This window comes from Streptococcus parasanguinis, assembly GCF_031582885.1.
In the GTDB taxonomy this organism is placed as follows: Bacteria; Bacillota; Bacilli; order Lactobacillales; family Streptococcaceae; genus Streptococcus; species Streptococcus parasanguinis_M.
Window position 1 is genome coordinate 720,766 of the sequence record NZ_CP133988.1, and the last position, 26,566, is coordinate 747,331.

At 43.3% G+C, this 26,566-nt stretch carries 23 protein-coding genes; 15 read left to right on the top strand and 8 right to left on the bottom strand.

Annotated elements, in window-relative coordinates; all coding sequences use genetic code 11:
- Positions 1-144 precede the first annotated feature (144 nt).
- From RDV49_RS03465 to glnA, 5 genes are all read left to right on the top strand, one after another.
- A complete protein-coding gene (locus RDV49_RS03465) occupies positions 145-4,935 on the top strand; it encodes an endo-beta-N-acetylglucosaminidase (protein WP_080554437.1) in 4,791 nt (1,596 codons plus the stop codon).
- 203 nt (positions 4,936-5,138) lie between these two features.
- Positions 5,139-6,338 (top strand): phosphoglycerate kinase, encoded by a 1,200-nt coding sequence (locus RDV49_RS03470; protein WP_003008876.1) that lies wholly within the window; start codon positions 5,139-5,141, stop codon positions 6,336-6,338.
- Positions 6,339-6,606: 268 nt separating this feature from the next.
- Positions 6,607-7,140, top strand: coding sequence for an FUSC family protein (locus RDV49_RS03475; protein ID WP_003008874.1), 534 nt, complete (start codon positions 6,607-6,609; stop codon positions 7,138-7,140).
- A 67-nt stretch (positions 7,141-7,207) separates the two neighbouring features.
- A complete protein-coding gene (locus RDV49_RS03480) occupies positions 7,208-7,567 on the top strand; it encodes a MerR family transcriptional regulator (RefSeq protein ID WP_003008872.1) in 360 nt (119 codons plus the stop codon).
- Between the two features lie 39 nt (positions 7,568-7,606).
- Positions 7,607-8,953 carry a type I glutamate--ammonia ligase gene (glnA, locus tag RDV49_RS03485; RefSeq protein WP_003008870.1) on the top strand — a complete coding sequence of 449 codons (1,347 nt, stop codon included), beginning with the start codon at positions 7,607-7,609 and terminating at the stop codon, positions 8,951-8,953.
- 92 nt (positions 8,954-9,045) lie between these two features.
- On the opposite strand, the gene rnjA is transcribed toward glnA, so the two are convergent.
- Both rnjA and RDV49_RS03495 read right to left on the bottom strand, forming a co-directional pair.
- Entirely contained in the window at positions 9,046-10,728 is a 1,683-nt protein-coding gene (gene rnjA, locus RDV49_RS03490) for a ribonuclease J1 (RefSeq protein ID WP_003008868.1), read from the bottom strand.
- Between the two features lie 3 nt (positions 10,729-10,731).
- On the bottom strand, positions 10,732-10,962 hold the full coding sequence (locus tag RDV49_RS03495; protein ID WP_003008866.1) for a DNA-directed RNA polymerase subunit epsilon: 231 nt from the start codon (positions 10,960-10,962) through the stop codon (positions 10,732-10,734).
- Between the two features lie 292 nt (positions 10,963-11,254).
- Between RDV49_RS03495 and tsaB the strand changes: the two genes are divergently transcribed.
- The 6 genes from tsaB to RDV49_RS03525 all read left to right on the top strand — a co-directional run bounded on the left by tsaB (position 11,255) and on the right by RDV49_RS03525 (position 15,363).
- On the top strand, positions 11,255-11,938 hold the full coding sequence (gene tsaB, locus RDV49_RS03500) for a tRNA (adenosine(37)-N6)-threonylcarbamoyltransferase complex dimerization subunit type 1 TsaB (RefSeq protein WP_003008864.1): 684 nt from the start codon (positions 11,255-11,257) through the stop codon (positions 11,936-11,938).
- On the top strand, positions 11,935-12,372 hold the full coding sequence (gene rimI / locus RDV49_RS03505; protein WP_003008861.1) for a ribosomal protein S18-alanine N-acetyltransferase: 438 nt from the start codon (positions 11,935-11,937) through the stop codon (positions 12,370-12,372). Before tsaB ends, rimI begins: the two co-directional genes overlap by 4 nt.
- Complete coding sequence (tsaD, locus tag RDV49_RS03510; RefSeq protein ID WP_003008859.1) at positions 12,362-13,372, top strand: tRNA (adenosine(37)-N6)-threonylcarbamoyltransferase complex transferase subunit TsaD; 1,011 nt, start codon at positions 12,362-12,364, stop codon at positions 13,370-13,372. The genes rimI and tsaD overlap by 11 nt, the downstream gene beginning before the upstream one ends.
- Before the next feature lie 217 nt (positions 13,373-13,589).
- On the top strand, positions 13,590-14,285 hold the full coding sequence (locus RDV49_RS03515; RefSeq protein ID WP_003008856.1) for an AzlC family ABC transporter permease: 696 nt from the start codon (positions 13,590-13,592) through the stop codon (positions 14,283-14,285).
- Entirely contained in the window at positions 14,272-14,598 is a 327-nt protein-coding gene (locus RDV49_RS03520; RefSeq protein WP_037608111.1) for a branched-chain amino acid transport AzlD family protein, read from the top strand. Before RDV49_RS03515 ends, RDV49_RS03520 begins: the two co-directional genes overlap by 14 nt.
- Positions 14,599-14,700: 102 nt before the next feature.
- The gene (locus RDV49_RS03525) at positions 14,701-15,363 is read left to right on the top strand and encodes a hypothetical protein (protein ID WP_003008851.1); all 663 of its coding nucleotides are present in this window, start codon (positions 14,701-14,703) and stop codon (positions 15,361-15,363) included.
- Positions 15,364-15,407: 44 nt separating this feature from the next.
- On the opposite strand, the gene gla is transcribed toward RDV49_RS03525, so the two are convergent.
- Both gla and aao read right to left on the bottom strand, forming a co-directional pair.
- Positions 15,408-16,280, bottom strand: a complete 873-nt coding sequence (gene gla, locus RDV49_RS03530; protein ID WP_037608109.1) for an aquaglyceroporin Gla — start codon at positions 16,278-16,280, stop codon at positions 15,408-15,410.
- A gap of 120 nt (positions 16,281-16,400) precedes the next feature.
- A complete protein-coding gene (aao, locus tag RDV49_RS03535; protein ID WP_003008847.1) occupies positions 16,401-17,573 on the bottom strand; it encodes an aminoacetone oxidase in 1,173 nt (390 codons plus the stop codon).
- Positions 17,574-17,809: 236 nt separating this feature from the next.
- Between aao and RDV49_RS03540 the strand changes: the two genes are divergently transcribed.
- The 3 genes from RDV49_RS03540 (at position 17,810) to RDV49_RS03550 (ending at position 19,359) form a co-directional block, all read left to right on the top strand.
- Positions 17,810-18,190, top strand: coding sequence for a CidA/LrgA family protein (locus RDV49_RS03540; RefSeq protein WP_037608107.1), 381 nt, complete (start codon positions 17,810-17,812; stop codon positions 18,188-18,190).
- Positions 18,183-18,878, top strand: coding sequence for an LrgB family protein (locus RDV49_RS03545; protein ID WP_003008843.1), 696 nt, complete (start codon positions 18,183-18,185; stop codon positions 18,876-18,878). Before RDV49_RS03540 ends, RDV49_RS03545 begins: the two co-directional genes overlap by 8 nt.
- A gap of 181 nt (positions 18,879-19,059) precedes the next feature.
- Positions 19,060-19,359, top strand: coding sequence for a YbaB/EbfC family nucleoid-associated protein (locus RDV49_RS03550; protein WP_003008841.1), 300 nt, complete (start codon positions 19,060-19,062; stop codon positions 19,357-19,359).
- Between the two features lie 292 nt (positions 19,360-19,651).
- Here the strand turns inward: RDV49_RS03550 and RDV49_RS03555 are convergent, their stop codons facing one another.
- From RDV49_RS03555 to RDV49_RS03570, 4 genes are all read right to left on the bottom strand, one after another.
- Entirely contained in the window at positions 19,652-21,226 is a 1,575-nt protein-coding gene (locus tag RDV49_RS03555) for an ATP-binding cassette domain-containing protein (protein ID WP_003008839.1), read from the bottom strand.
- Positions 21,227-21,549: 323 nt separating this feature from the next.
- Positions 21,550-22,143: a 3'-5' exonuclease gene (locus tag RDV49_RS03560; protein ID WP_003008837.1), complete on the bottom strand. Its 594-nt coding sequence runs from the start codon at positions 22,141-22,143 to the stop codon at positions 21,550-21,552.
- A 53-nt stretch (positions 22,144-22,196) separates the two neighbouring features.
- Positions 22,197-22,691 carry a DUF536 domain-containing protein gene (locus tag RDV49_RS03565; protein WP_003008835.1) on the bottom strand — a complete coding sequence of 165 codons (495 nt, stop codon included), beginning with the start codon at positions 22,689-22,691 and terminating at the stop codon, positions 22,197-22,199.
- A 104-nt stretch (positions 22,692-22,795) separates the two neighbouring features.
- Positions 22,796-25,084, bottom strand: coding sequence for a Xaa-Pro dipeptidyl-peptidase (locus RDV49_RS03570; protein ID WP_003008833.1), 2,289 nt, complete (start codon positions 25,082-25,084; stop codon positions 22,796-22,798).
- A 108-nt stretch (positions 25,085-25,192) separates the two neighbouring features.
- On the opposite strand from RDV49_RS03570, the gene RDV49_RS03575 reads away from it, so the two are divergent.
- Positions 25,193-26,470: a DUF308 domain-containing protein gene (locus RDV49_RS03575; RefSeq protein ID WP_003008831.1), complete on the top strand. Its 1,278-nt coding sequence runs from the start codon at positions 25,193-25,195 to the stop codon at positions 26,468-26,470.
- The last annotated feature ends 96 nt before the right edge of the window (positions 26,471-26,566 follow it).

The window sequence follows — 26,566 nt, forward strand, 5'->3', positions numbered from 1 at the left end:
GATTGACAGTGCTAAATAGATTAGGGTATCCTATTCTTGATTGGAGATTTCTAATACAAAGAAATGAAAGCGATTACAGGTCGTGGAGAAAGGAGACAATGGAAATCGCTCAAGAAAAAGAAAAAAACATACAAGGAGGTCAAGATGAAAGGTCATCGATTTGAAAAGAAAGAACGATTTAGTATACGAAAATTCAGTGTAGGAGTTTGTTCCGCATTGATTGGGTTAGCATTTTTAGGAACAGGCGCTGTCTCTGCAGATGAGACGGTTTCTACTAGTGAACAACCCTTGGAAAGCTCTTCAGCAAACACCGATGATGTCAATCATTTGGTGAGAGAAGCTGGCGTCTACACTGCAGATGCGGCACTTCCTACGGCTGATCCTGCAAAACCGGCCACAGAAGCGGTCACTCCGGAGGCTAGTCCTACGAGTACAGAAGCTAGCTCGACGACTACAGATCATCCAGCTGTTTCAGAGACTGAAAAACCGAAAGCTACTGCTGAAAAAGTGGCTGATTTACCAACCAATGAAGAAAAACAATTAAGACCCAAAGAAGTTAAGTTCGATACCTGGGACGATCTCTTGAAGTGGGAACCAGGAAAACGAGTGGATGACGATATGAATAGAGCAAGCGTCCCACTTGCGAGTCGTTTTCAAGGGAAACAAATTAATGAACAAGCTAACCCTGAAGCGAAGATCCAAGCGCTGTCAAACATGAACTCCAAAGCAAAGGATCATGCGTCTGTCGGCGGGGAAGAGTTTAAGGCCTATGCTTTTGATTACTGGCAATATTTGGATTCCATGGTCTTTTGGGAAGGACTGGTTCCATCAGCAGATGTGATCGATGCTGCCCACCGAAATGGGGTGCCTATTTATGGAACAATCTTTTACAACTGGTCTAGCAGCATCAAGGATCAAGAACATTTTGCAGAAACCTTGAAAGAAGATAGTGAAGGGTCTAAGACCTTCCCGATCGCGCGTAAATTAGTAGAACTTGCCAAGTACTATGGCTTTGATGGTTACTTTATCAACCAAGAGACAACCGGAAATCTTGTAGAACCATTGGGTCCAAAATTAAGAGATTTCCTTCTTTATACTAAGGAGTATGCGAAGAGCATCAACTATCCGATCAAGTACTCTTGGTATGATGCCATGACTTATGAATATGGTCGCTACCATGAAAATGCACTGGGTGAATACAACTACAATTTCATGCAGCCTGAAAATGGGGAAAATCCAGTTGATACCTTCTTTGCCAACTTTAACTGGGGCAAATCAGAAGTTGATTATTCGATTAGTACAGCTAAATGGATTCAGCGGAATCCTTATGATGTTCTAGCTGGACTCGAGCTCCAAAAAGGAGGCTCTTATAAGACTAATGTAGACTGGAATGCCATTTTAGATGAACATGGCAAGTTGCGTCTATCTCTTGGTCTTTATGCGCCAGATACCATTACAGGTCTAGGAAAGACTGGAGAAGGTTACCATACTCATGAAGATCTATTCTGGACAGGTTTCCAAGGAGATCCGACTAAAGGAAAACCAGCAGACCAATCTTGGTACGGTATGTCCAATCTAGTAGTGGACAAAACTCCTATTACAAGTGAAGATTTCAATACTTCCTTCAATACTGGTCACGGAAAACACTGGTTTGTCGATGGCAAGATTTCTAAAGAAGGGGAATGGAACTACCGTTCTGTTTCTGGCTACCTTCCAACCTGGCGTTGGTGGGTAGAGCATAGTGAAGATAGTGCTCCATTGAAAGGTCGTTATGATTTTGATCAAGCCTACAATGGAGGAAATTCTCTAGCCTTTGAAGGAGATTTAAAAGCCAATAGCAGTCAAAATGTCATGCTCTATTCGACCAAGATTCCTGTGACAGAAACGACAAAATTGAGTGTCAGTCATAAAGGTGGGATCGGAGCTGCTGCCTGGGTAGCTGTTGCCACCAAAGAAGACTACTCTGAATACGAATGGAAAGAATTGACACCGAGTGCGGATTGGTCTACTCAAACCTTTGATTTGGGAAGTTTGGCTGGCAAGACCATTTATGCTGTGAAGATGTTCTTTGACCATGATACGGATGTCAAAGACTACAAATTTAATCTCGGCCAATTGTCGATTACGTCGAACCAAGAGAAACCAGCTACTCCAGCAGAAGTATCCGTTCGGGCAAAACGCCTACAAAATGCGCAAGAAGCAGAAGCAGTCCTCAATTTTAAAGGGGTAGCAGATGCGGATTATTATGAAGTCTATGAAAAAGATGGCGATAACTGGCGTCTCTTAACAGGATCTTCTGCGACAACCGTCTATCTACCAAAAGTTAGCCGTTCAGCAAGTGCTGAAGGGACTACTCAGGAACTTAAGGTTGTGGCAGTTGGAAAGAACGGCCAACGTTCAGATGCGGGAACTGTAGCCTTTGATTGGGGTATGACCGTGTCAGATACTAGTCTACCAAAAGCCCTAGCACCAAACGTAGTTATCGGAGCCAAAGTGATTGGTTCAAGCTTCCCAGATGCGGATGGTAGTGAAGGCATCGAAGGTATGTTAAATGGGACCATTACCAGTCTTTCGGATAAATGGTCTTCTGCTCAATTGAGTGGAACTGTCGATATCCGCTTGACACAACCTCGGACCATTGTTCGTTGGGTCATGGACCATGCTGGTGCGGGTGGAGAATCTGTCGATGATGGCAAGATGAATACCCGTGACTTCGACCTTTACTACAAGGACGAAGCCGGTGAGTGGAAATTAGCCAAGGAAGTTCGTGGCAATAAAGCCCATGTGTCCGACATTACACTCGACCATCCAATCAAGGCTCAAGAATGGCGTCTCCATGTCATTACGGCAGATAACGGAACTCCATGGCAAGCCATCCGGATTTACAACTGGAAGATGTATGAAAGTCTGGATACTGAAACGGTCAATGTACCGATGAAACATGCTGCAGCGCAAAACTTAGGTAATCATTTTGTTCAAGTTGGTTTCAAAGATGTCCCAGCCAATACCACACTGACCCTTTATGCGGATAAAGAAGCCACTAGCCCAATTGCGACTATGACAGCCGATCAAGCTGGAAATCTCATCTTTAAACCACTGGCTTTTGAATCAACCCCATCTCTTCTCTACTATCGTGCGCAAGAACCTGGTAAAGATATCAGTAATGTCTTGGCGATCGAGGTTCCAAAGAATGATAAAGAAATTGCGGGACTTCAATTTGAAGATGGATTGACTAAGAAGGTCTACCGGGAAGGCGATGCCCTTTCCTTGAAAGGGGCAACTCTCCGCGTTCATTATAAAGATGGCCAAGCAGATCAACTGGTCAACCTCACCAACTCAGGTGTAGAGATTCATGGATTTAACAGTAGCAAGCTTGGAGAACAACACCTAGAAGTCTCTTACCTTGGTCAGAAATTGGATAAGACCCTCACTGTTTTTGTGGTCAGTGCAGAAGAAGCAGGTGAAAAAGCAGTTGCTGGTCTAGAATTGACCGACAAACCAAAAGTGGAATATATTGTCGGAGAATCATTGGAAAAAGAAGGTGGACGCTTTACAGTCGTCTTTGAAGATGAAACGACCGAAACGCATGCCTTGACAGATGAAGGTGTGGAAGTGACTGGCTTTGATACGACCAAGGAAGGTCGTCAAACCATCACTGTCCATTACAAAGGAGCTAGCACAAGCTTTGATGTCCTCGTCAATCCAAAACCAGCTCTCAACGATGAATACCTCAAGCAAAAATTGGCTGAAGCTGAAGCTGCAAAAGCCAAAGTAGACTTTACTTTTGCGACTCCTGAAGTCAAAGAAGCCTTGCTGGCTGGAATGGCTGCTTCTGAAAAAGTCTTGAAAGAGCATGATACCAGCACACAAGATCAAGTCAATGAGCAGTTGAACCAATTGACCGCTCTCTTGAAAGCCTTGGATGGTCAAGCCAATCTAACAAAAGAAAAAGAAGCTCTCTCTGCTCTGACAACAGAAGCGACTGCTCTATTAGCAAGCAAGCCAAATCACCCTTCTGGTGAAGCTTTGCAGGCACTGGTTGAGAAAAATAAAGAGCTCCTAGCTTCTTCAGAGCTCACTCCTGAAGCGCTTGAAACAGCTAAGACAGGTCTAGAGACCTTGATTGCGCTCCTGAAAGAAGATAAGCCAGCGGTCTTTGTAGACCCTGCAACTGGAGTCGAAGTTCAATTCTCCAACTTAGAGCAAACCGTTGTCAAAGGACTAAAAGTCGCAAAAGTTGAAGCCAATCAGGCAGAAAAAGAAGAGCTGAAGGGCCGAGAAGGAATCGTATTTGATATTGAAGGCGTAGATGCAAGCGGTCAAGACATCGATACCCAGCATCCATCCCTTGTGAAAATCCCTGTGGATAAGGATAAAGAAGTGGAGCAAGTTCTCTTCTTCCCAGAAGGTCAAGCTCCTCAATCCTTGGCCTTTGAGAGAGTTGGAGATGTAGTTATCTTTACAGCTCCTCACTTTACCCACTATGCGATTGTCTATAAGACGGCACAAACGGAAGGACCAGACCAACCGATCCAACCAGAAGAACCGGCTAAACCAGATCAGCCTGTTCAACCGGCTCAACCAAATCAGCCAGTCCAACCAGTTGCCCCAGTGACTCCGGATCCAGCTAATCCATTGAAGCCTACAGAGTCTTCTCAAGTGGATCAGTTGGCCCCAACGACTTCTACTCAAGCGGGTCATCAAGAGGAAGAACACAAGGATATGGTTGATCAAGAGATCCATCAGTTGTTAAGTGCCCACCAAGGAGCGAACTCACAGCCAACGGTTCAGCAAGGAATAAAAGATGCAAGTAAAGAAAGTCAATCGGAACACCTACCAAATACGGCAAGCCTAGAAGCTTCCTTTGCAGCTGAAGCTGTTCTTCTAGCAGCCTTAGGCGGCTTCCTCTTGGCTGGTAAGAAGAAGGAAGAGTAAGTCTTCTAAAAGATTCTTTTGTTCACTTAAAAAGTCACTCTCAAAAAAACCTCTCTGGTGAAAACCAGAGAGGTTTGATCTTGTATTTAGAAGTGTCGTTCGGATCCTGTGAATTAGAGGGGAAAAGCATTGGATTTTTCTACCTCTTTTACAGCTTTTGTGATATAATTATCATGTATTAAAAAAAGAAGGAGTCATATCTAATGGCAAAATTGACTGTTAAAGACGTTGACTTGAAAGGGAAAAAAGTTCTCGTTCGTGTTGACTTCAACGTTCCTGTAAAAGATGGCGTGATCACTAACGATAACCGTATCACTGCAGCTCTTCCAACTATCAAGTACATCCTTGAACAAGGTGGACGTGCAATCCTCTTCTCTCACCTTGGACGTGTAAAAGAAGAAGCAGATAAAGAAGGTAAATCACTTGCTCCTGTAGCTGCTGACTTGGCTGCTAAATTGGGTCAAGAAGTGAAATTTATCCCAGGTGTTACACGTGGTGCTGAATTGGAAGCAGCTGTTAACGCTCTTGAAGATGGACAAGTTCTCTTGGTTGAAAACACTCGTTTCGAAGATGTTGACGGCAAGAAAGAATCTAAAAACGATCCTGAACTTGGTAAATACTGGGCATCACTTGGAGATGGTATCTTCGTAAACGATGCATTCGGTACTGCTCACCGTGCACACGCATCTAACGTTGGTATCTCTGCAAACGTTGATAAAGCTGTTGCTGGATTCCTTCTTGAAAACGAAATTGCTTATATCAAAGAAGCAGTTGAAGCTCCAGAACGTCCATTCGTAGCTATCCTTGGTGGATCTAAAGTATCTGACAAGATCGGTGTTATCGAAAACTTGCTTGAAAAAGCTGATAAAGTCCTTATCGGTGGTGGGATGACTTACACATTCTACAAAGCACAAGGTATCGAAATCGGTAACTCACTTGTAGAAGAAGACAAATTGGATGTTGCGAAAGCTCTTCTTGAAAAATCAAACGGTAAATTGATCTTGCCAGTTGACTCAAAAGAAGCAAACGCATTTGCTGACTACACTGAAGTGAAAGACACTGAAGGTGAAGCAGTAGATCCAGGATTCCTTGGTCTTGATATCGGTCCTAAATCAATCGCTAAATTCGACCAAGAATTGACTGGTGCGAAAACAGTTGTATGGAACGGACCTATGGGTGTATTTGAAAACCCTGACTTCCAAGCTGGTACAATCGGTGTGATGGACGCTATCGTGAAACAACCAGGCGTTAAATCAATCATCGGTGGTGGTGACTCAGCTGCTGCTGCGATCAACCTTGGCCGTGCAGACAAATTCTCATGGATCTCTACTGGTGGCGGTGCTTCTATGGAACTCCTTGAAGGTAAAGAACTTCCAGGATTGGCTGCTCTTACAGACAAATAAACTAAATAAAATGAAAGAGGCTGGGACAAAAGTCCTAGCCTCTCAATTATTTTTGAATTGTCGAGCAAGACGCAGTGGTTGAGTGGGCTCTACTAGGCTGATTTCATCAGCTTTTACAGCCCTACTCAACTGTGCGGAGGTGGGACGACGAAATCGAATTCTAACAAATTACCGATTTCTGTCCCACTCTCTTTTTTCTTTCTATTGATAACTGTTCTCTCCTTTCTGAAAATATGGTAGAATAATAGAAATAGAAAGATAGGTGACCATGGATTACTTTAAACGACACAAATTTGATTGGTCCAAATTCCGTTTGGGGATGAGAACCTTTAAAACAGGGATTGCCGTTTTTATTGTACTACTTATTTTTGGAATATTTGGCTGGCGAGGCCTTCAGATCGGGACTTTGACAGCTGTTTTTAGTTTGAGGGAAGACTTTGATAAGAGTGTCCACTTCGGAGCTTCGCGTGTCATGGGCAACAGTATCGGAGGTTTTTATGCCGTATTGTTCTTCCTTTTAAAAACGCTCTTTCATGGGGCGTATTGGGTGACTCTGATTTTTGTACCCATTGCGACCATGTTAACCATTATGACAAATGTCGCTATGAATAATAAAGCAGGAATTATCGGAGGAGTTTCGGCAATGCTGATCATTACCCTCTCAATTCCTAACGGAGAAACCTTCTTATATGTTTTTGCCCGAATATTTGAGACCTTTATTGGCGTTTTCGTTGCGATTTTGGTCAATTCGGATGTGGATCGCATTCGCGATTTTCTCAAGAAACACAAAAAACCTATGTAAGATTATATAACATTTAATCTTGACATAGATTTTTTTTTCGATATAATAGAATAGAAAGAGGAATGGTATGAAGGAAAAGGAATTACGACGCTCGCTGGCAGTCTTTCCGATTGGAAGTGTTATGAAGCTGACCGACTTGACAGCTCGCCAGATTCGTTATTATGAAGATCAGGGATTGATTTCTCCTGATCGGACAGAAGGCAATCGCCGTATGTATTCGTTGGACGATATGGACCGCCTGCTTGAGATCAAAGATTATATCTCAGATGGCTTCAATATTGCGGATATTAAGAAGAAATATGCGGAAAAAGAGCAAGAGCAAACCAAGGTTGTCAGTCAAGAAGAGATCCGTAAGGCTCTTCATCGTGACATTCTTCAGCAAAGTCGCTTCACATCTTCCCCATCGCCATATGGTCAATTTCGTTGATCATTTCATAAGCTTGTAATCTATTTTAAGGAGACAAAAATGTCAATTACTGCTGCAGATATTCGCCGTGAAGTAAAAGAAAAAAATGTTACTTTTATTCGCTTGATGTTCTCTGATATTTTGGGAACCATGAAGAACGTCGAAATTCCAGCTACCGATGAGCAACTGGACAAGGTTCTTTCAAACAAAGCCATGTTTGATGGTTCTTCTATCGAAGGATTTGTCCGTATCAACGAGTCAGATATGTATCTTTACCCAGATTTGGATACATGGACAGTCTTCCCTTGGGGAGATGAAAATGGTAGCGTAGCTGGCTTGATCTGTGATGTCTATACGACAGAAGGGGAACCATTTGCAGGAGACCCACGTGGCAACTTAAAACGTGCCCTTCGTCATATGGAAGAGCTTGGATTCAAATCCTTTAACCTGGGACCAGAACCAGAATTCTTCCTCTTCAAGTTGGACGAAAATGGAGACCCAACTCTTGAAGTAAACGACAAAGGTGGCTATTTTGACTTGGCTCCAACAGACCTCGCAGATAACACTCGTCGTGAAATCGTAAATGTCTTGACCAAGATGGGCTTTGAAGTAGAAGCCAGCCACCACGAAGTAGCCGTTGGTCAGCATGAAATCGACTTTAAGTATGACGAAGTTCTCCGCGCTTGTGACAAGATCCAAATCTTTAAACTTGTCGTGAAAACTATCGCTCGTAAACACGGCTTGTATGCAACCTTTATGGCCAAACCAAAATTTGGAATTGCCGGATCAGGTATGCACTGTAATATGTCTCTCTTTGACCAGGATGGCAACAATGCCTTCTTTGATCCGGAAGATCCACGTGGAATGCAATTGTCAGAAACAGCTTATCACTTCTTGGGTGGTTTGATCAAGCATGCCTACAACTTTACAGCCGTGACCAACCCGACTGTCAACTCTTATAAACGTTTGGTTCCTGGATATGAAGCTCCCGTTTATATCGCTTGGGCAGGTCGCAACCGTTCCCCATTGGTACGTGTGCCAGCATCACGTGGTATGGGAACTCGTTTGGAATTGCGCTCCGTAGACCCAATGGCCAATCCTTATGTAGCCTTGGCAGTCTTGCTTGAAGTTGGCCTTCACGGGATTGAAAATAAAATCGAAGCACCTGCTCCGATCGAAGAAAATATCTATGTGATGACACCGGAAGAACGTAGAGCAGCTGGAATTACAGATCTCCCTTCTACCCTTCACAATGCCTTGAAAGCCTTGACAGAAGACGAAGTGGTGAAAGCTGCCTTGGGTGAACATATTTACACCAGCTTCCTTGAAGCCAAACGAATCGAATGGGCAAGCTATGCGACCTTCGTATCTCAATGGGAAGTAGACAACTATTTAGATCTTTATTAAGAAACAAGAGCTTGGGAGACATTCCAAGCTTTTTTAATCTTAAAAAAACCATAATAAAACCAGTTGAGATAGGTTTCTCAACTGGTTGTTTTTTAATTTTCGTCATCTGGCGTGAGAATCATTGGAATAATGATAGGTTCACGTTCTGTGCTCTCGTATAAGAATGGGCGAAGGGCATTGACAATCGCACCATTGACGGTTTGGATATTGGCATCTTTGTTCTTCAAGGCGATACGAATAGCATTGAAGAGAATGCGTTGGCTTTCACGAATCAGATCTCCTGATTCACGCATGTAGATAAAACCACGGCTCAAGATGTCTGGTCCAGCCAGGATCATCTTCGATTTGAAGTCAACAGTCGCAACAGCAAGCACGACACCGTCTTCGGAAAGGTCTCTCCGGTCACGAAGGACAGCAGCCCCGATTTCACCGATACGATTTCCATCGACATAGATATCTTGAGCATTGAAGCTTCCTGCGATACGAGCAGAGTTGGCTGTAAGGGCAAGGACATCACCATTACTCATGATGAAGATATTGTCTTTTTCTACTCCGCAATCACGCGCAAGTCCTGCGTGGATCTTCTGCATCCGGTATTCACCATGGACAGGCATGAAGTATTTTGGTTTGATCAAGCGGAGCATAAGTTTTTGTTCTTGTTGCCCCCCGTGTCCAGAAGTATGGATGTTGTTGATCTTCCCGTGAATGACGTCGACACCCGCTTCAGAAATCGTATTGATCAATTTATTCACACTGGTTGTATTACCAGGAATCGGACTAGAAGAGAAGATCACGGTATCTCCTGGTTGGAGTTGCACTTGGCGGTGCGTTCCGTTGGCAATCCGAGAGAGGGCTGCCATTGGCTCTCCTTGGCTTCCTGTACACATGATCAGGATTTCATTAGCCGCATAGTCTTTGATCTCATTTGGCTCGATAATGGTTCCAGCAGGGACCTTGATATAGCCAAGCTCGATTCCATTGACGATGGCTTTTTCCATCGAGCGGCCAAAGACGACGATCTTACGACCTGTCTTAACTGCTGCCTCAGCAGCTTGTTGGAGACGGAAGATATTCGAAGCAAAGGAAGCAAAGATGATGCGTCCATGGATGCCTTCGATGATCTTCATGATGGATTGGCCAACTACTTTTTCAGAGTTGGTAAAGGTTGGGACTTCCGCGTTGGTTGAGTCTGAGAGCAGGCAGAGAACGCCTTCTTCCCCAAGGGCCGCCATACGATGGAGGTCAGCCGGTTCCCCAACAGGTGTGAAGTCGAATTTGAAGTCTCCGGTACAAACAATCTTTCCTTGAGGGGTGTGAATCACAATCCCTAAAGGTTCTGGAATCGAGTGAGTCGTACGGAAGAAGGTTGCTTTAAGATTTTTAAATTGAAGTTCAGTGTTTTGGTTGATTTCGTAGAGTTTGGCATCACGAAGAAGGCCGTGCTCTTCTAATTTTCCACGGATCAAGGCAAGCGCCAAAGGTCCAGCGTAGATAGGGACATTGGCTTGTTTCAAAAGGAAAGGAATCCCACCGATGTGGTCTTCGTGTCCGTGGGTAATGAGGACCGCTTTGACGCGATCGATGTTATCTACGATATAAGAGTAATCCGGAATGACATAGTCGATTCCAAGGAGGTCATCTTCTGGAAATTTGATCCCGGCATCGACAATGATGATTTCATCTTGGTATTCGATCCCGTAGGTATTTTTCCCGATTTCTCCAAGTCCACCAATGGCAAATACACCAACTTCTTCAGGTTTTAAGGTATAAGCCATGGATTAGTACTCCGTTAGTTCAAAAGCACCTGACTCTTTCTCGTAAGCAAGGTGTTGCTCAGAAAGTGGTGTGATAAATTCAATGTTGAAATCTGTGTTTGCTTCAACCAATTGACGTGCTTGGATGCGTCCTTCGCGTTCATTTGGTGCATCAATATCGAGATAAAGTGCATGCGTGGTTTCACGACGAGGGTTGCGGTCTTTAGTTTCCTGATAAAAAACTTTGTAAATCATGAAGTAATTTTCCTTTCATTATTTCGGTCTATTTGTTAGCTACGGAGGAGTGCAATCACTAGAGTTTCCTACTCGCAACTAGTGGACCTGATTCGATACAATTAATTATCATTATATCATAAATTCGCCTGTAAGTAAAAGATAGACTGGAAAAGTCAGAGAGGCAAAGACCTATAATAGAGAAGCTTTTGAGCGGTTTTGGATAGGAAAATCCTGCGCTCTAGAGGAGAGTTTCGCTGGGATTTGAAGGGAATTTGTAGTATAATATAATCCAGTTCAAGAGGAGTAGGAAATGAAATTATTAGCATTTGATACCTCGAGTAAGGCTCTTTCTGTAGCGATTTTAGAAGATGAGACTCTACTTGCAGAAACAACATTAACCATTAAAAAGAATCATAGTATCACCTTGATGCCGGTCATCGATTTTTTGATGCAACAAATTGACTTGACACCCAAGGACTTGGATCGCATCGTGGTAGCAGAAGGTCCTGGGAGTTACACTGGACTGCGCATTGCGGTCGCAACCGCAAAGACATTGGCTCATACCTTAGGGATTGAATTGGTCGGGGTTTCGAGCCTCTTGGCCCTAGTGCCAGATGATCTAGAAGGTTTGGTAGTGCCTGTCATGGATGCCCGTCGAAACAACGTTTATGCAGGTTTTTACCAAAATGATCAGCTGGTCACACCAGAAGGGCATTTTCCATTTGAGGAAGTCCTAGAGCGTGCAGCGACAAGTGAGCAGGTCACCTTTGTCGGAGAAGTCACGGCCTTTAAGGAGCAGATTGCCTCTAGCCTGCCAAGGGCTACTTACTATGAAACCTTGCCAGATGCAGTGAAAATCGGACGTCTCGGTCTCAAACAAGCGCCTGTTAGCCTCCATGATTTCGTCCCTCATTATCTCAAACGGGTCGAAGCAGAGGAAAATTGGCTCAAAGACCACACGGAAACAACGACCTCTTACATCAAGCGCCTATGATGAAAGGAACAATCAGGAAAGGGAGCGTCCAGGATGCAGCTGCCATTCTCGCTGTGATGGAAGATGTCTATGAAGCTAGTCCCTGGAAGTTGGAGCAGATTGAAGCTGATTTAGAGCAGGAATCGATCTTCTATTTCCTAGCTGTGGATGAAGGACAAGTCCTTGGATTTGTCGCCATTCAAGAGACTCTCTATGAAGCAGAGGTCTTACAGATTGCGGTCAAGCGCGCCTTTCAAGGCCAAGGCCTAGCTCAGCAGTTACTCGCGCAGTTGCCGGACCAAAAAGAGCTTTTCTTAGAAGTGCGTGTGTCCAATCAACCGGCCCAAGGCCTATACAAAAAAATGCATTTTGAAGAAATTGCACGGAGGAAAAACTACTATCACGATCCGATAGAGGATGCCGTGATCATGAAGAGGAACCCGAATGAAAGATAGATATATTTTGGCTTTTGAGACATCGTGTGATGAGACCAGCGTGGCTGTCTTGAAAAATGACGACCAACTCTTATCCAATGTCATTGCCAGTCAAATCGAAAGTCACAAGCGTTTTGGTGGAGTGGTGCCTGAGGTAGCCTCTCGTCACCATGTGGAAGTTATCACGGCATGTATTGAAGAAGCCCTAGAAGAAGCAGGGATCACAGAAGACGAGGTCACCGCTGTAGCCGTTACTTACGGCCCAGGCCTGGTTGGGGCTCTTTTAGTCGGCTTGGCTGCAGCTAAGGCCTTTGCCTGGGGGCACGGCCTTCCTTTGATTCCTGTCAATCATATGGCAGGACACTTGATGGCCGCTCAAAGCGTGGAGCCCTTAGAATTTCCGCTCTTAGCCTTGCTGGTGAGTGGAGGACATACCGAGTTGGTCTACGTCAGTGAAGCGGGGGATTATAAGATCGTCGGAGAGACCCGTGATGACGCTGTAGGAGAGGCTTATGATAAGGTTGGGCGCGTGATGGGATTGACCTATCCAGCAGGACGTGAGATTGATCAGCTAGCCCACCAAGGGGCTGATATCTACGATTTCCCACGGGCCATGATCAAGGAAGACAATCTGGAATTTTCTTTTTCAGGGCTCAAATCGGCCTTTATCAATCTGCACCATAATGCCCAGCAAAAAGGAGAAAGCCTCTCCAATGCAGACCTGTCAGCGAGTTTCCAAGCAGCCGTCTTAGACATTCTCATGGCCAAGACCAAAAAGGCTTTGGAGAAATATCCAGTCAAGACTCTAGTCGTTGCGGGTGGGGTTGCAGCCAATCAAGGTCTTCGTGAACGCTTGGCTTCTGACATCACGGATGTTAAGGTCATCATTCCGCCTCTGCGTCTCTGCGGGGACAATGCAGGGATGATTGCCTATGCCAGCGTCAGCGAATGGAACAAAGAAAACTTTGCAGGCTGGGACCTCAATGCCAAACCAAGCCTAGCCTTTGAAGGAATTGAATAAGAAAAAGGAGCCAATTGGATGCGCGATTCCAATGGCTTTTTTGTTGGGATCTCACCAACTAGTAGCGGATTTGCGAGTCGAAAGAAAATTCGGTATGATAGAGGGAATAAAAGAATGATGAGGAAAGGGATTATAAAGCTTTCTCTCTCATTGGTCCCTTTTCAACTTTTTTTCTTGTGTTATAATAGAGGTCAATGATTCAGGAAGGAGTGAGAGTATGGAAAAAGATTTTTGGCAGGGGGTGAGGGATGCGCTGCCGACAGCTCTAGGCTATATCAGTATTGGCCTGGCTTGCGGTGTGGTGGCGTCTCCCTATCTTTCTCCTTTGGAGATGGCCTTGATGAGTATTCTAGTCTATGCAGGCGCGGCTCAGTTTGCGATGATCTCTCTGATTGCGACCCACTCTTCGATCTTGAATATGGCCTTGACCGTGTGTTTGATCAATCTCCGGAATATGTTGATGAGTCTGCATACGTCCTCTGATTTTAAGGACGCGAGTCTCGCTCATACCATTGGGATTGGAAGCCTCTTGACCGATGAGAGTTACGGGGTCTACTTGAGTGAGAAGTTAAAGACGGATACCATTACAGTTCCTTGGATGCATGGGAACAATCTAGTAGGTTATGTGGCCTGGATCAGTGCGACGGTTATCGGAACAGCTCTGGGATCTCTCCTACCAGATCCAAAGGCTTTTGGGCTTGATTTTGCCTTAGTGGCTATGTTTATTGGGATTTTTGCAGCCCAGTTCCAAGGAATGCAACTGACAGAAAAGACCAAGACCATGCTAATGGTGCTCTTAGCAGTAGCAGTGAGTTTCTTTCTCTTACTCTTTTTTGTTTCGCAACCGCTAGCTGTGCTAGCTGCGACCTTGATCGGCTGTTTTGTGGGGGTGGTCTGTGATGCGCGTGAATAGTTATATCTTCATGGCCATTCTGGCCTCAGCCCTCGTTACCTGGATTCCTCGGATCTTGCCCTTCCTCTTAGTCAAATACAAGGGACTGCCGGCTCCTGTAACCCGCTTTCTCAAATACCTGCCCATTTCCATTATCTTTGCCTTGGTTTTATCAAGCTTAGTAGATGGGAAAATTGGAAGTCTCCCGCAGCTCCACTGGTTGGACCTAGTAGTGACCATTCCCAGTCTCTTTGTAGCCTTTCGTTACAAAAATCTTATGGGAACCGTCTTGTTTGGAATTGTCTTGATTGCCCTGTTACGATTAGTGTTTTAAATGGAAAAATATGTTACAAAAAAATTACAATTGTTACAAAAAAACTTGATTTTTGTAACAATTGGAGTATAATGGGAGTCAGAAAGATAAAGAGGTGATCGTATGAAAAAATCAATCTTCCGTTGGAGTGCCGCTGTTCTGGTGGCTGCTTCACTTGGTCTAGCTCTCGGTGGTTGTGGTGCTAAGGATAAAAAAACAGCATCCTCATCCGCAAAAGCATCTACCAGCAAGGTAGAGAAAAAAGCCAAAAGTAATAGCAAAAAGAGTGCCGCATCTTCCTCTCAGGCAAACGATACAGCTAGCTCTTCGACTCAAGCCAGTAGCGCGTCAGCTTCAAAAGACTCTGGTAAGACCGAGAATGCGTCTACTACGACGCAAGCCCCTGTCCCTGCAGAATTGGTGGGAACTTGGGTAGGATCTAGTCCACAAGCGGATGCGATTAAAATGACTGTGGATGCCAATGGGGATGTGACAACAGTGGTTAGTTTCAAAAATGATAGCGAACCGACTCGGACAGCGACCTATACGGCTAGAGCTGTCAAAGCAACTGGAAATATCTACTATTGGGATGCTGAAGGTCTTGATGGAGCTGATGCCTTGCTTCCTGGGATCACAGGTCTAGGTGTAGCTGACTTCCGACTCGAACCTGGTTTTATCTTGGAAGAAGGACACTATACACCGATTGTTTTCACAACGGCTACCAATACACCATTTGACTACAACAAATACAATGATTTCCGTTTTTCATTAACCAAAGAACAATAAAAAGACGAACTCGATGGAAAATCGAGTTCGTCTTTTTAGATAGATTAACGAAGATAGATAACTTTGAACAATAATACAGCTAAGATAGCAGCAAGAATTGGGGCTACAACTGGTACCCAAGCATACCACCATTTAGAATCCCCTTTGTGTTCTCCCAAGATAGACTTTGGAAGGAAGGCATGGACCAAACGAGGACCAAGGTCGCGTGCAGGGTTCAAACCAGGTCCAGTAGGACCTCCAAGTGAAGTAACGAGAGCCATAACAAGGAATCCAAGAGCCAAGTGAGCAACACCTAGACCTGGAGCATCTGCTTGTGCCAAAGCCAATTTTGCTGCTGTTGAAGTAGCATTAAAGACTCCTCCTTGTTCAGCCGCAGCTTTTTGAGCTAGACCAGCAACCTCTGCTCCGAAGAAATTCTTGGTTAATCCAAGTGCCGCAAAGAAAAGTACGAATGATCCGGCAAACTCGTTGATGAAACCATTGATGGTAGCAGCCTTACGTGTTTCAGGAGTTCCTTTATCCAAACTAGAAATCGTTGAGAATGTTCCCAAGATGTTGTTTGGATTCTCAGTCTGGTGATAATATGGACGGTGACACGCAACGACAACCAATTGTCCAAACATTGCTCCAAGAAGTTGAGCAACGATGTATGGTAAAACATTTGCCCATGGGAAGAGTCCGCTAACCGCAAGTCCAAGAGTGAAGGCTGGGTTAATGTGGTTCCCTGAAACATTACCGAACATCAAGGCTGGAATCATTACCCCCATCCCATATCCAATCGCAATGACAAGCCATCCGCTTTGATGACCTTTAGTTCCTTTTAATTCAACGTTTGCAACAGCACCGTTTCCGAGGATAAGTAGCAAAGCTGTCCCGAAAAACTCAGTCATGAGTTTAACACTAAAATCAAAATCCATGATTCTAATAATCTCCTTTATAAATTTTATACCAATCCATTCTATCAAGTAAATACTAACTTGTAAAGAATTTTTAAAAATTTTATTTCAATAGATGAGAATAAAGTTAGTGAATTTCTATCAGTAATGAGGGCTCCCTGCTACCCAACCGGTGCAGAGGGCGGATGTGATATTAAAACCGCCTGTATGGGCATTGATATCGAGGACTTCTCCTGCAAAGTGGAGTCCAGGAACGAGCTTGCTTTCTAGGGTTTTAGGATTGATTTCTTTAAGGCTGACACCGCCCTTGGTCACAAAGGACTTGGCTAGAGACATCTTCCCAGTGACGGGGATAGGCAGCTCTTTGATCTTTTGGATGAGCTCTTCTGTCTGATTAGGAGTGAGTTGCTTGGCTTTTTCAGGGAATCCTTGCGCCAAGAAATCAGCTAACCGTTCAGGAAGAAGGGTTTTGAGGCTATTTTTAATCGCCTTTTCTCGATACTCTTCTAGAAAGTCTTTTAACTCTTGAGAAGAAGTGGTCGGAAGGAGGTCCAGAGATAAGATTTCCCCGCCTTTAACAAAGCTGGACATCCGAAGGGCTGCAGGGCCAGAAAGTCCAAAATGGGTAAAGAGAAGGTCGTGTGTGATCATGTGTTTGTCGTAGCTAAGGGTCACATCTGTCAGAGAGATCCCTTGGAGGGCCTTGTGTGGAAAATCTGTCAAAAGAGGACTTTCTGCCGCTTCGAGAGCGGTGATGGTGTGTTTGAAGTGGCGGGCAATATCGTGTCCGTAGCCGGTAGAGCCAGTGGAAGGGTAGGATTTGCCACCAGTTGTGACAATCAGCTTGTCAGCTGTCCATGTTTTTTCAGCAGATTTGACGATAAAGACGTCTTCTGGCTTGGTGACAGAGACCACTTCACAGTTGGTGGCAATGCTAGCACCTAGCTCAAGGATCTTATTTTCTAAGGCTTGAATAATGGTGCGAGATTGATCACTAGCAGGAAAGACCCGGCCATGATCTTCGACTTTTAGCTTGACGCCATTATCGGTGAAAAATTGGATGATATCATGATTATCAAATTGGGAAAACACACTGTAAAGGAAGCGCCCATTTCCAGGGATACCGGCCATCAAATCGTCTAAGGTTCCGTTGTTCGTGACATTACAGCGACCTCCTCCGGTACCAGCAAGTTTCTTACCGAGCCTTTTATTTTTTTCGATCAGTAGCGTAGGTTGGCCATAAGAGGCGCTGGCAATGGTCGCCATCATACCTGCTGGGCCACCACCGATGACAATGGTGTGAAAATGAGTCATGTAGATCCTTTCATGTTAACTTAACCGTTTTTGGTTTCATTGTATCATAAAATGGATGTCATGAATCAAAATAGTAGCTTCAATTTTTGGTAATTTGTTTTATTTTTTTAGAAAAAAGCTTGCAAATTTTCCGAAAAGGAGTAAACTGATAGGGATAAATGGATGTTTACTTCTAAGTAAGCAGAAGCGAGGATACGAATCCTTATTGGAAATGATCCATAAAAAGGGAGATGAAGATGAAATTATATGTACAACTGACGATTATATTCACGATTTCATTAATTGGTGAAATCATTTCTGATGGGTTGCACTTACCAATTCCTGGAAGTATGATCGGGCTGTTGATCCTATTTTTATTATTACAGTTTAAGTTACTACGTATGCGCCACGTCAATATGGTAGGAAATTTTTTATTAGCAAACATGACGATTCTGTTTCTTCCCCCTGCTGTCGGTATCATGGATAAATTCCATGTGATCGCTCCTTATCTATTTCCGATTATTTTGATTCTAGTTGGAGCCTTGGTCATCAATGTGGCTTTAATTGCAATCGTGGTTAGTTTTATAAAAAATCGTTTTGAGGGTGATTATCCAGAAGGGGGACACAAGCGTGGCTAATTTTGCGAGTAATCCTTTATTTGGGATTGTCTTATCTATTTGGGCTTATTTGATTGGGATGTTAATTTTCCGCAGATATCCCCATCCAATAACAACGCCACTTTTAGTGGCTACAGTAATCGTTATCTTATTCTTAATGATTACAGGAATTTCTTATAAAGATTACTATGTCGGTGGTTCCCTGTTAAATCAGTTGATTGGACCATCGACAGTCGCCTTGGGGATTCCTCTCTATAAAAGTTTCCATTTGATGAAGCATCATGCACGGAGTATTTTGATCGGCTCAACAGTAGCGGTTATTGTGAATACGATTTTTACAGCCTTGATCGCGAAAGCATTTGGAATGAAGTACTTTCTAGCCATTTCGCTCTTTCCAAAATCGGTTACGACTGCAATGGCAGTTGGGATTACTGAAAAAATGCAAGGAATTACGACCATCACTCTTGTGGTAGTTGTAGCAACTGGATTATTAACAAGTGTCTTGGGTCCAACGATATTGAAACTGTTAAAAATAAAGGATCCAGTAGCTATTGGGTTAGCCCTTGGAGGAACTGGACATGCAGTAGGAACAGGGACAGCGTTTAAGTATGGTCATGTGGCCGGTGCTATGGCAGGATTGGCAATAGGGATCACAGGAATTTTGTATGTATTCATTAGTCCAATTGTGGCTTCGATGATTTTATCCTAAAACAATTTATTATTTTTCTGAGAGAGGCTCAAAAAGGCTCTCTTTCATTTTGTAGTGAAAGCTTAAAAATCCATCCGGAGTGAAAGAAGCTTTTCATGATTACTATCCAAAGCTTTTCCAAGCGTTTAAAAAATGGTATAATGAACTGTAAATTTCAGAAGTTGGAAGGAATGTCATTACTATGATGAATATGCAAAATATGATGAAGCAAGCTCAAAAATTGCAAAAGCAAATGGAGCAACGCCAAGCGGAATTAGCCGCAACTCAATTTGTAGGGAAATCTGCTCAGGATTTGGTTGTTGCAACTCTTACAGGTGATAAGAAGGTTGTTTCCATTGATTTCAATGCTGCAGTGGTCGACCCAGAAGATACAGAAACGCTTTCTGATATGACGGTGCAAGCCATCAATGCTGCCATTGAAGAAATTGATGCTGCAACCAAGAAAAAACTCGGTGCTTTCGCAGGGAAATTACCATTTTAAGCTAAGGAAGTTTTCATTAACTCAAAAGAGGCTCAGTTTTGAGCCTTTTTCAGATTGAAGACAAAGTCATATTAAAAACTTTCCTTGGGTGAGTACGGACGTTAGGTGAAATTATCCAGTGGATGATTTCAGCAATCCAGGAAGTTCCAAGACTAATTATTGAGCCTAAGGTCTCAATAATTCCGAGTGCCTGAAACGTTATTGTTTCAGGCACTTTTCTCACGGCGGAAAGTTTTAGTATTTTCTTTCTTTGAAACACTAACGATATATTTTTAGGTTTATGTCAGCAATTTTATTCTTTTCTTAGTTCAATGACTTGATCGTATCGACTTTCATCATCAATATGGTGAGCGATTTCTAACACCATCATCGGTAGTGAGAAAATCAAGTCTCGAACCATTTGACTATTTTCTACGTCAAGAGCTGCAGTTACCTCATCTGCTAATAAAATATCCTTTTTACGAAGTAGGAAGCGGGCTAGTTCAATCCGGACACGTTGTCCGCCTGAAATATTTTCTCCGTTATTAGTGATTACAAAATCAAGCCCATCAGTTAGTTCATGATCGAGTTTGACCTGTCTTAAAACAGTCTCTAATTCTTGATCTGAAAACTCTTGTCCCAAACTGAGATTGTAGCGAATAGTATCATTAAAGAGGAAAGGATGCTGGCTGATAATGCCTACCTGACGAACAAAGTGACTTGTTTTAACTCCATCTCTTGTACGACAAGTAATCGTCCCATCATCCGCCTTTTCTTCTCCTGTGATCATTCGAAAGAGGGTTGATTTCCCACAGCCACTTGGCCCTTTGATGAGGACTTTTTCGCCTTGTCGAATGGCTAGATTAAGATCGCGAATAATCTCTCTACCGTTATAAGATTTACTTAAATGAGAAATTTCTAGTTCTTCTACTTGAGAGATCGAATGATTGTCCGTTTCACTATCATCTGCTCGATTCAAGATTCCGAAAATCTTTTCTGCCGTTGTTTTGGCTCCTTGTACTTCAACCACATCATACATGATATTTTGGATAGGCCCTACCAGTTGACCAGCAGCAATATACATAGCAACCAGGCTAGCCACTGAAACATGATGACCCTGCATAGCAAGGAAGAACCCTAATACCAAGGGAAGTACTTGGCTCAGAAAGACCATAAAACCATTACAAAAGAAAACAATATTATGGGTAAAAACAAACTTTTGAATGGCTCGCTGATAACGTAGGTTGATATTCCAGACGCGCTGAGAATTTTCAGGCAAGGCCTGATTCATCCGCAAGGTTTGAGCTCCTCGAATACTATCAGAGATTTGGTTATGAACGGCTGTTCTTCCCTGAGACATTTCATCCCCTGAATTCTTTAGCTTATTATTCATCAAGAATTGTGGAATAGGACGTAAGATTGTGAAGAAAACAAAGATAGAACCCAATAAAACATTTTGGGCGATGATATAGATCGCCGTAATCAGTGCCCCAAATCCCCAGCATGAAATAGACATATAGCGTTCAAAAAAGTTATCTCCTAGAAATTCCATATCCTGTGTCAGCATGGTAATCTTTTCATCTTCACTATATTCCCTGTCTTCCATTAACTTCTGAAAAAGGGCCGTTCGGATATTCATGTGAATTTCACGTCGAAAGACATTATTTGCATGATTACAAAATAACATTAGACTATACAAAGCGAAATAGACAGAAAAACCAAAGAGAGCAAATTTCCAAATAGAGGAATAGGTAAGGTTATTTTGATCTATCGATAATGCTTTGGCGACAACCAAAGGTTGCCCTAATGCGAGACCCCCATTTGCCAGTGCTCCAATAATGGTTAGGTATTTTGTTTTTTTATCAAGATATTTAAAGATATTAATCATAACTCTCTCCTAGAAAATAGAACCCTATGATTGAGAAATATCAGATGTAATCATTAAATCTTATTACATATTATTCTTTGTGATATATTTTACATGCTCATTATACATCTAAGAATAAGTCTGGTCAATGAATATTCAAAAAATTAGAAATGATTAAATCTTTAATAACTAATATTTTAAGATAAGCCTTTGAAAATGCTCTATTTGTCTGTCGGATGAAAATTTACTTTAGTCAATCTTTACAGAAATGAAATAAAAAGCACCCCCAAAGAAAGATATGAAAATATCTAACTCTAGGAGTACTGCTCAGTTTTGAGCTTTTTTTATTCATCAAAGAATCCGGATAAGTCCAAGCCTCCGAAGGGGTTGGTGGAGAAGTTCTCTTGCTCTTCAAGGAGGGTACGGCCTTGATCAAATTCGAGGAATTGTTCGTAGACAAGAGCTGTCATGCGGGCGTCCTCTAAGCTATCGTGTGATTTTCCTGCGACTCCCAAAAATTCTGCAACGGTGTGGAGTTGGAGATTTTTAATGCCGTGGAGGTCAGATGGACGACGTTCGAAAGCCTCGTCAAAGACATCGACAGCGTACTGGTCTTCTAGATCCAAGCCATTTTCAAGTAGGATGGGTAGGTCGCTCTTTTTGGCATTGTATCCGATCAAGGGCCGGTCTCCTACAAAGGCCTTGAATTCGCTGAGGACCTGCTCGAGTTGAGGGGCATTTTGGATCTTGTCCTGGGTAATGCCAGTCAGGCCGTTAATAAAGCTTTTTAGGGGCTTATCGGTGTAGACGTAGGAGTCGTAGTGATCGACTTCTTTACCGTGCGTAAAGTGTACGGCAGACACTTGGATGATCTGATAGGCGCCTTCGTATTGGTTAAATTCGAGGTCAAAGGCGATATAATCTTCTAATGCTTTCATGGGAAATCTCCTGTGGTAGAAAAGAAAAGGGACTGGTAGGATCCAGCCCCGGATTATCGACGGAAAACGCGTGCCCAGAAACCTTTGCTTTCTTGCTCCTGAACTTTTTCGTTGGCTTGTTCAAGTTCAAGTTTCAAGGTATCTCGGTCGTTCATTGCTTGTAAAGTCAATTGTTGTTGTTGGTCCAATTGCTTGTCTTTTTCAGCAATTTGAACGTCTTTCACGCGCAACTGTTCATCTTTCTTAGCGAGTTGCTCGTCTTTGGCTTTGAGTTGCTCGTAGAGACGGACGATTTCAGCATTTTTTTCATCTACTAAAATTTCCATCAATTCGCGTTGCTTCACATCATCGCTGACTGGTTCATCTTCAAAAATAGTTTTTTTGTAGATTTCTTCGAGCTTAATCAAGCCACTACGGGTTACAACGGTAACCCCTTTTTCGTTTTTTTGGGTATCTTCTGGAGCCAGCGCCTTGACACGGTTATTGACCGCCTGGCGGCTGACTCCTAAAATTTCAGCAATTTCGCTGACAGTTTTTTCAATCGCCATAACTTCCTCTAATATCTTTTTCTATGAAATACTCTATTAGATAGTAACATAAGTAGGCTAAGCTGTCAAATGAAGCAAAGAAAGGCTACGCCTTGATACCACGATTAGTGGGCCTCTGTCATTTCAGGAAGATGGAGGCTTGATTGTGCTAAGTCAATGGTGAGTTGGTAATCGGTTTGATCACGCACAGTGATTTCAAAGTCCGTCGTGTAAAGGACCAAGCGAAGAGTTGCACCTTTTTCGAGCTTGTAGATGGTTGGCTGGAGATCAAAGTCAAATTCCATCCACTCGCCTGGCGTTACGGCCTCAACTTCTAAGAGGTCATGCCGGTTTTGGAGGTTGAGATAACCTTTCGAAATCACTCGTTGGCCCGCTTCCTTGAATGGCAATTCAGTCAAGTTGTCTAGCATATGGTAGCGACCATTATCCAGCGTACGGACTGACAAGACAGCAGGATAGGGTTGGAGGTATTTCTTGCTTCCAAGCTCTAAGAGTTGGGCTGAGAGAAGACCTTTATTGGTGCTGGAGTGAAGTCGCAGGTGAAGGCGAGCTTTCCCATTGAGGTGTAGGTCTTCTTCGATTGGAAGGTCAATGGTCACTTGTTGGGCCTTATCTTGGTAGAGGTCCGTTAAGAAGGTCGGATAAGCCTTGCCATAGCGCTCATAATCTTCTGTCTCGTAGCGGTTTTGGATGACTTTTTCGTCATCTCCCAGGGGGAAGGTTCGCTTTCTTGTTTGGTTGCCAAAATCATCCAAGGAAGTCCAACTTTGTTCTCCTGTATTGTCCTGCCAGATAACAGCAGGCAATTCATAGCTTGAATCGTAGCCCAGTAATTTTTTAGAAAGTAGGGCGTTCATGCTTTCGCGGAAGTCAATGGATTGCCAGTTGTTGAGGTAGACATGGGCACCATTGTGATAGAAGAGGTGTTTCTTGATGCTTGCTGGAAGAGCCTGGAACATATTAAAGACGTGAAGGGGTTTGACGTTCCAGTCTTGGGAGCCATGGGTAAAGACCACCTCTGCCTTGACCCGATTTGCGTTTAAGAGATAATTGCGATCGTGCCAGAACTGATTGTAGTCTCCGAAAGCGCGTTCCAGCTCTTTTTTGACGCGATCAAGATCGGCTTGGTGGGCCGCATTGTGATGTAAATAATCCCCACCTAGAAGGTTGCGCGAATAGGTCAATTCGGCAAGGGAGTCAAAATCTTCACCTGGATAGCCACCAGGACTTGTCACGAGACCATTTTCGCGGTAATAGTTGTACCAAGAAGAGATCCCTGCTTCTGCAATGATGACTTCTAGGCCGTCCACACCTGTGGTCGCAAGACCGTTAGACATGGTTCCAAGGTAGGAGATCCCGGTAGTTGCGACCTTTCCATTAGACCAGTCGGCTTTGACTTGACGCTGGCGTGTGTGATCTGTAAAGGCCCGGCAACGGCCATTGAGCCAGTCGATGACATTCTTGTAGGCTTCGATTTGTTGGTAACTTCCATTGGTCATTAGCCCTTGCGAATCTTTTGTCCCCACTCCAGATACGTAAAGATTGGCGTAGCCACGGGGCAGCAGGTAGTCATTGAGGGTGTAGCTAGAGTTGATATGAGTGAGTGTTTCTTCAGCTTCATCGACTAGTTCAGCTTGACCAAGAGGGTCCACCAATTCTAATTGAGGTGTTTCTACTTGAATGGTATGAGGTTCTTTAACCTCGAGGTCGACATTCATATTGTAGAGGGCCTTGTCGCTGGCCTTGTCGTTAGTCCCTTGGTGGTAAGGGCTAGCGGTCATGACAGCTGGAATCTTTCCTTCATAGCGAGGACGGATGATGCTGACCTTGACCAAGTCTGGCAGACCATCCTTATCGGTATCGACCCGGCTTTCGACATAAACGACCTCGCGGATGGCATCCTGGCTTGTAAAGGTCGCGAGGCTCTTACCATTAAAATAGTGATACTGGTTGGTCTCAGGAATCAAACCATCGCTAACCAACTGATCAATTAGTAAATTCCCTTTGACTGTTCGAGTATTGAGGAGGTGATAGAGGTTTTCAACCAAGTTTCCATACTCAATCGGAAATTGGACTTCTTTCAAAAAACTGGTCGTATCTTCAAAATCAATAAAATAGTGGAAACCGAGCAACTGGAGAGCTACTGTGTAAAAAATGTTCGAAGACCATTCGCGGTCAGATTGGATATAAGTTAAAAAGTCTGTTTTAGAATCCACCACTAGGTTAGAGAGGGGATAATCTGTATCTTTATAGGTGAAGTAAACCTTGCGGACAAACCATTCAAACAGTTCTTTTTCTGGGAGGTGGGTGGGAAGGTCAAACCCAATTTCTTTTAGTTCCTTAAGAATGTCTTTTTGGTCAACAGATAGATAGCTATATTGATTGTATTTCATAGGCTGCTCCTTTTATCAGTTTCTTTGTTCTTTGTTCTTTACTTCTTATATTATACTTGATAAAATAGTATTTGTCTAAAGACCTTTCGTCTATAAGGAGAAGGAATATTGAAAAAAATATCTTTTGAACAAGTTGCAAGAAGACGGACCTTATTGTTTGGGGTTCTTGCCGTCATTTTTGGGATTCTCATTTTTCGAAACGGCGTTGGTTTCACCAAATTTTCCTTGGATCTATTAGCCATTTACTTTTTAGTTGATGGACTAGGAAGCTTTCTTCTTCGCTTTTTGTTACGTAGCAAGTCTATTTCCTATAGCCACTCTATTTGGTTTATTTTTCTTTCACTTGCGTTGATCTGGTTGAATCGACTGAGTAGTCTGCCCGTAAACTTAGTTGTGATTTGTTTAGGGGCATATCAGTTGGGGAGTGCCATTGTCTATGGGATCACATTTTGGCTTTATAAGGCCAATCGGGTAAAAGGAGGCTGGCTCTATTTATGGGATGCGCTTTTAAACGGTGGGATTGGTCTAGCAACTGTCTTGGAACCTGGTTCAGATGGGCACTTCCAATTTATCCTCTTGGGGGCTTATCTGGTCTTGTTGGGGATTTCTAATATTCGAGATGGTATTTTATTTGACAAAGACCAACAAGGCCAAGAGTTAAAACGTCGCTTTCGTATTAGCCTACCGGTTATCTTTGCAGCCTTTATCCCTGCTAAGGAGTTAAAACGGTTTAACCAGTTTCTTCAAAAAGGGAGCTCGGCGGGACACACAGGCCCTTATCGATTGGTGAAAAAAGAAGAAGAGGCAAGGGAATTAGAAATTTTGGTTCATACTTCTGACAGCAACTTATTTGGAGCGATTGGGCATGTAGATATTTGTTATCAGGGGAAGGTCATTTCTTACGGAAGTTACGATCCCTTTTCAGAGCGTCTATTTGGGACGATTGGGGATGGCGTACTGTTTAAAGTGGATAAGGAACCATACATCGAACTATGTAAAAAAGAGAGTCAAAAGACGCTGTTTGGCTACAGCCTATCCCTTACCGAAGAAGAGAATCAGGCAGTAGAGAAGCGTCTAGCTGAAATTGATCAGTTGTTAGAACCTTGGGATCCACCTAGGAGGTTACTGGAAGACGGTCAGCCGGCCTACGCTTACAAATTGAAATATGATTTAGGGGCTGAGCTATATAAATTTACTTCTTCGCGTTTTAAATCTTACTTTGTTCTGTCTACTAATTGCTGTCTGTTAGCAGATTCAATTGTGGGACAGGCGGGAACGGCTGTATTAGATGTTCGTGGAGTGATTGCACCGGGGACCTATCAGGATTACTTAGAATATGAATTTGAAGCTCCAAACGGGCGGGTCCATACACGAACAGTATATTAAGTAAAGAAAGACAGATTTTTATTTTTGAAAAATCTGTCTTTTTTGCACAAGATTTCTTGTAAAAAGCCAGAAAATCTTTTACAATAAAAAGTGCTT

Excerpts from the sequence above, each read along its gene's own strand:
- RDV49_RS03475 (WP_003008874.1), top strand. The coding sequence starts at position 6,607 with ATGGATTACTTTAAACGACACAAATTTGATTGGTCCAAATTCCGTTTG.
- gla (WP_037608109.1), bottom strand. The coding sequence starts at position 16,280 with ATGGATTTTGATTTTAGTGTTAAACTCATGACTGAGTTTTTCGGGACA.
- aao (WP_003008847.1), bottom strand. The coding sequence starts at position 17,573 with ATGACTCATTTTCACACCATTGTCATCGGTGGTGGCCCAGCAGGTATG.
- RDV49_RS03525 (WP_003008851.1), top strand. The coding sequence starts at position 14,701 with ATGAAAAAATCAATCTTCCGTTGGAGTGCCGCTGTTCTGGTGGCTGCT.
- RDV49_RS03555 (WP_003008839.1), bottom strand. The coding sequence starts at position 21,226 with ATGATTAATATCTTTAAATATCTTGATAAAAAAACAAAATACCTAACC.
- rimI (WP_003008861.1), top strand. The coding sequence starts at position 11,935 with ATGATGAAAGGAACAATCAGGAAAGGGAGCGTCCAGGATGCAGCTGCC.
- RDV49_RS03540 (WP_037608107.1), top strand. The coding sequence starts at position 17,810 with ATGAAATTATATGTACAACTGACGATTATATTCACGATTTCATTAATT.
- rnjA (WP_003008868.1), bottom strand. The coding sequence starts at position 10,728 with ATGGCTTATACCTTAAAACCTGAAGAAGTTGGTGTATTTGCCATTGGT.
- RDV49_RS03520 (WP_037608111.1), top strand. The coding sequence starts at position 14,272 with ATGCGCGTGAATAGTTATATCTTCATGGCCATTCTGGCCTCAGCCCTC.
- tsaD (WP_003008859.1), top strand. The coding sequence starts at position 12,362 with ATGAAAGATAGATATATTTTGGCTTTTGAGACATCGTGTGATGAGACC.
- RDV49_RS03550 (WP_003008841.1), top strand. The coding sequence starts at position 19,060 with ATGATGAATATGCAAAATATGATGAAGCAAGCTCAAAAATTGCAAAAG.
- RDV49_RS03515 (WP_003008856.1), top strand. The coding sequence starts at position 13,590 with ATGGAAAAAGATTTTTGGCAGGGGGTGAGGGATGCGCTGCCGACAGCT.
- RDV49_RS03560 (WP_003008837.1), bottom strand. The coding sequence starts at position 22,143 with ATGAAAGCATTAGAAGATTATATCGCCTTTGACCTCGAATTTAACCAA.
- RDV49_RS03495 (WP_003008866.1), bottom strand. The coding sequence starts at position 10,962 with ATGATTTACAAAGTTTTTTATCAGGAAACTAAAGACCGCAACCCTCGT.
- RDV49_RS03465 (WP_080554437.1), top strand. The coding sequence starts at position 145 with ATGAAAGGTCATCGATTTGAAAAGAAAGAACGATTTAGTATACGAAAA.
- RDV49_RS03480 (WP_003008872.1), top strand. The coding sequence starts at position 7,208 with ATGAAGGAAAAGGAATTACGACGCTCGCTGGCAGTCTTTCCGATTGGA.
- tsaB (WP_003008864.1), top strand. The coding sequence starts at position 11,255 with ATGAAATTATTAGCATTTGATACCTCGAGTAAGGCTCTTTCTGTAGCG.
- RDV49_RS03565 (WP_003008835.1), bottom strand. The coding sequence starts at position 22,691 with ATGGCGATTGAAAAAACTGTCAGCGAAATTGCTGAAATTTTAGGAGTC.
- RDV49_RS03570 (WP_003008833.1), bottom strand. The coding sequence starts at position 25,084 with ATGAAATACAATCAATATAGCTATCTATCTGTTGACCAAAAAGACATT.
- RDV49_RS03470 (WP_003008876.1), top strand. The coding sequence starts at position 5,139 with ATGGCAAAATTGACTGTTAAAGACGTTGACTTGAAAGGGAAAAAAGTT.
- glnA (WP_003008870.1), top strand. The coding sequence starts at position 7,607 with ATGTCAATTACTGCTGCAGATATTCGCCGTGAAGTAAAAGAAAAAAAT.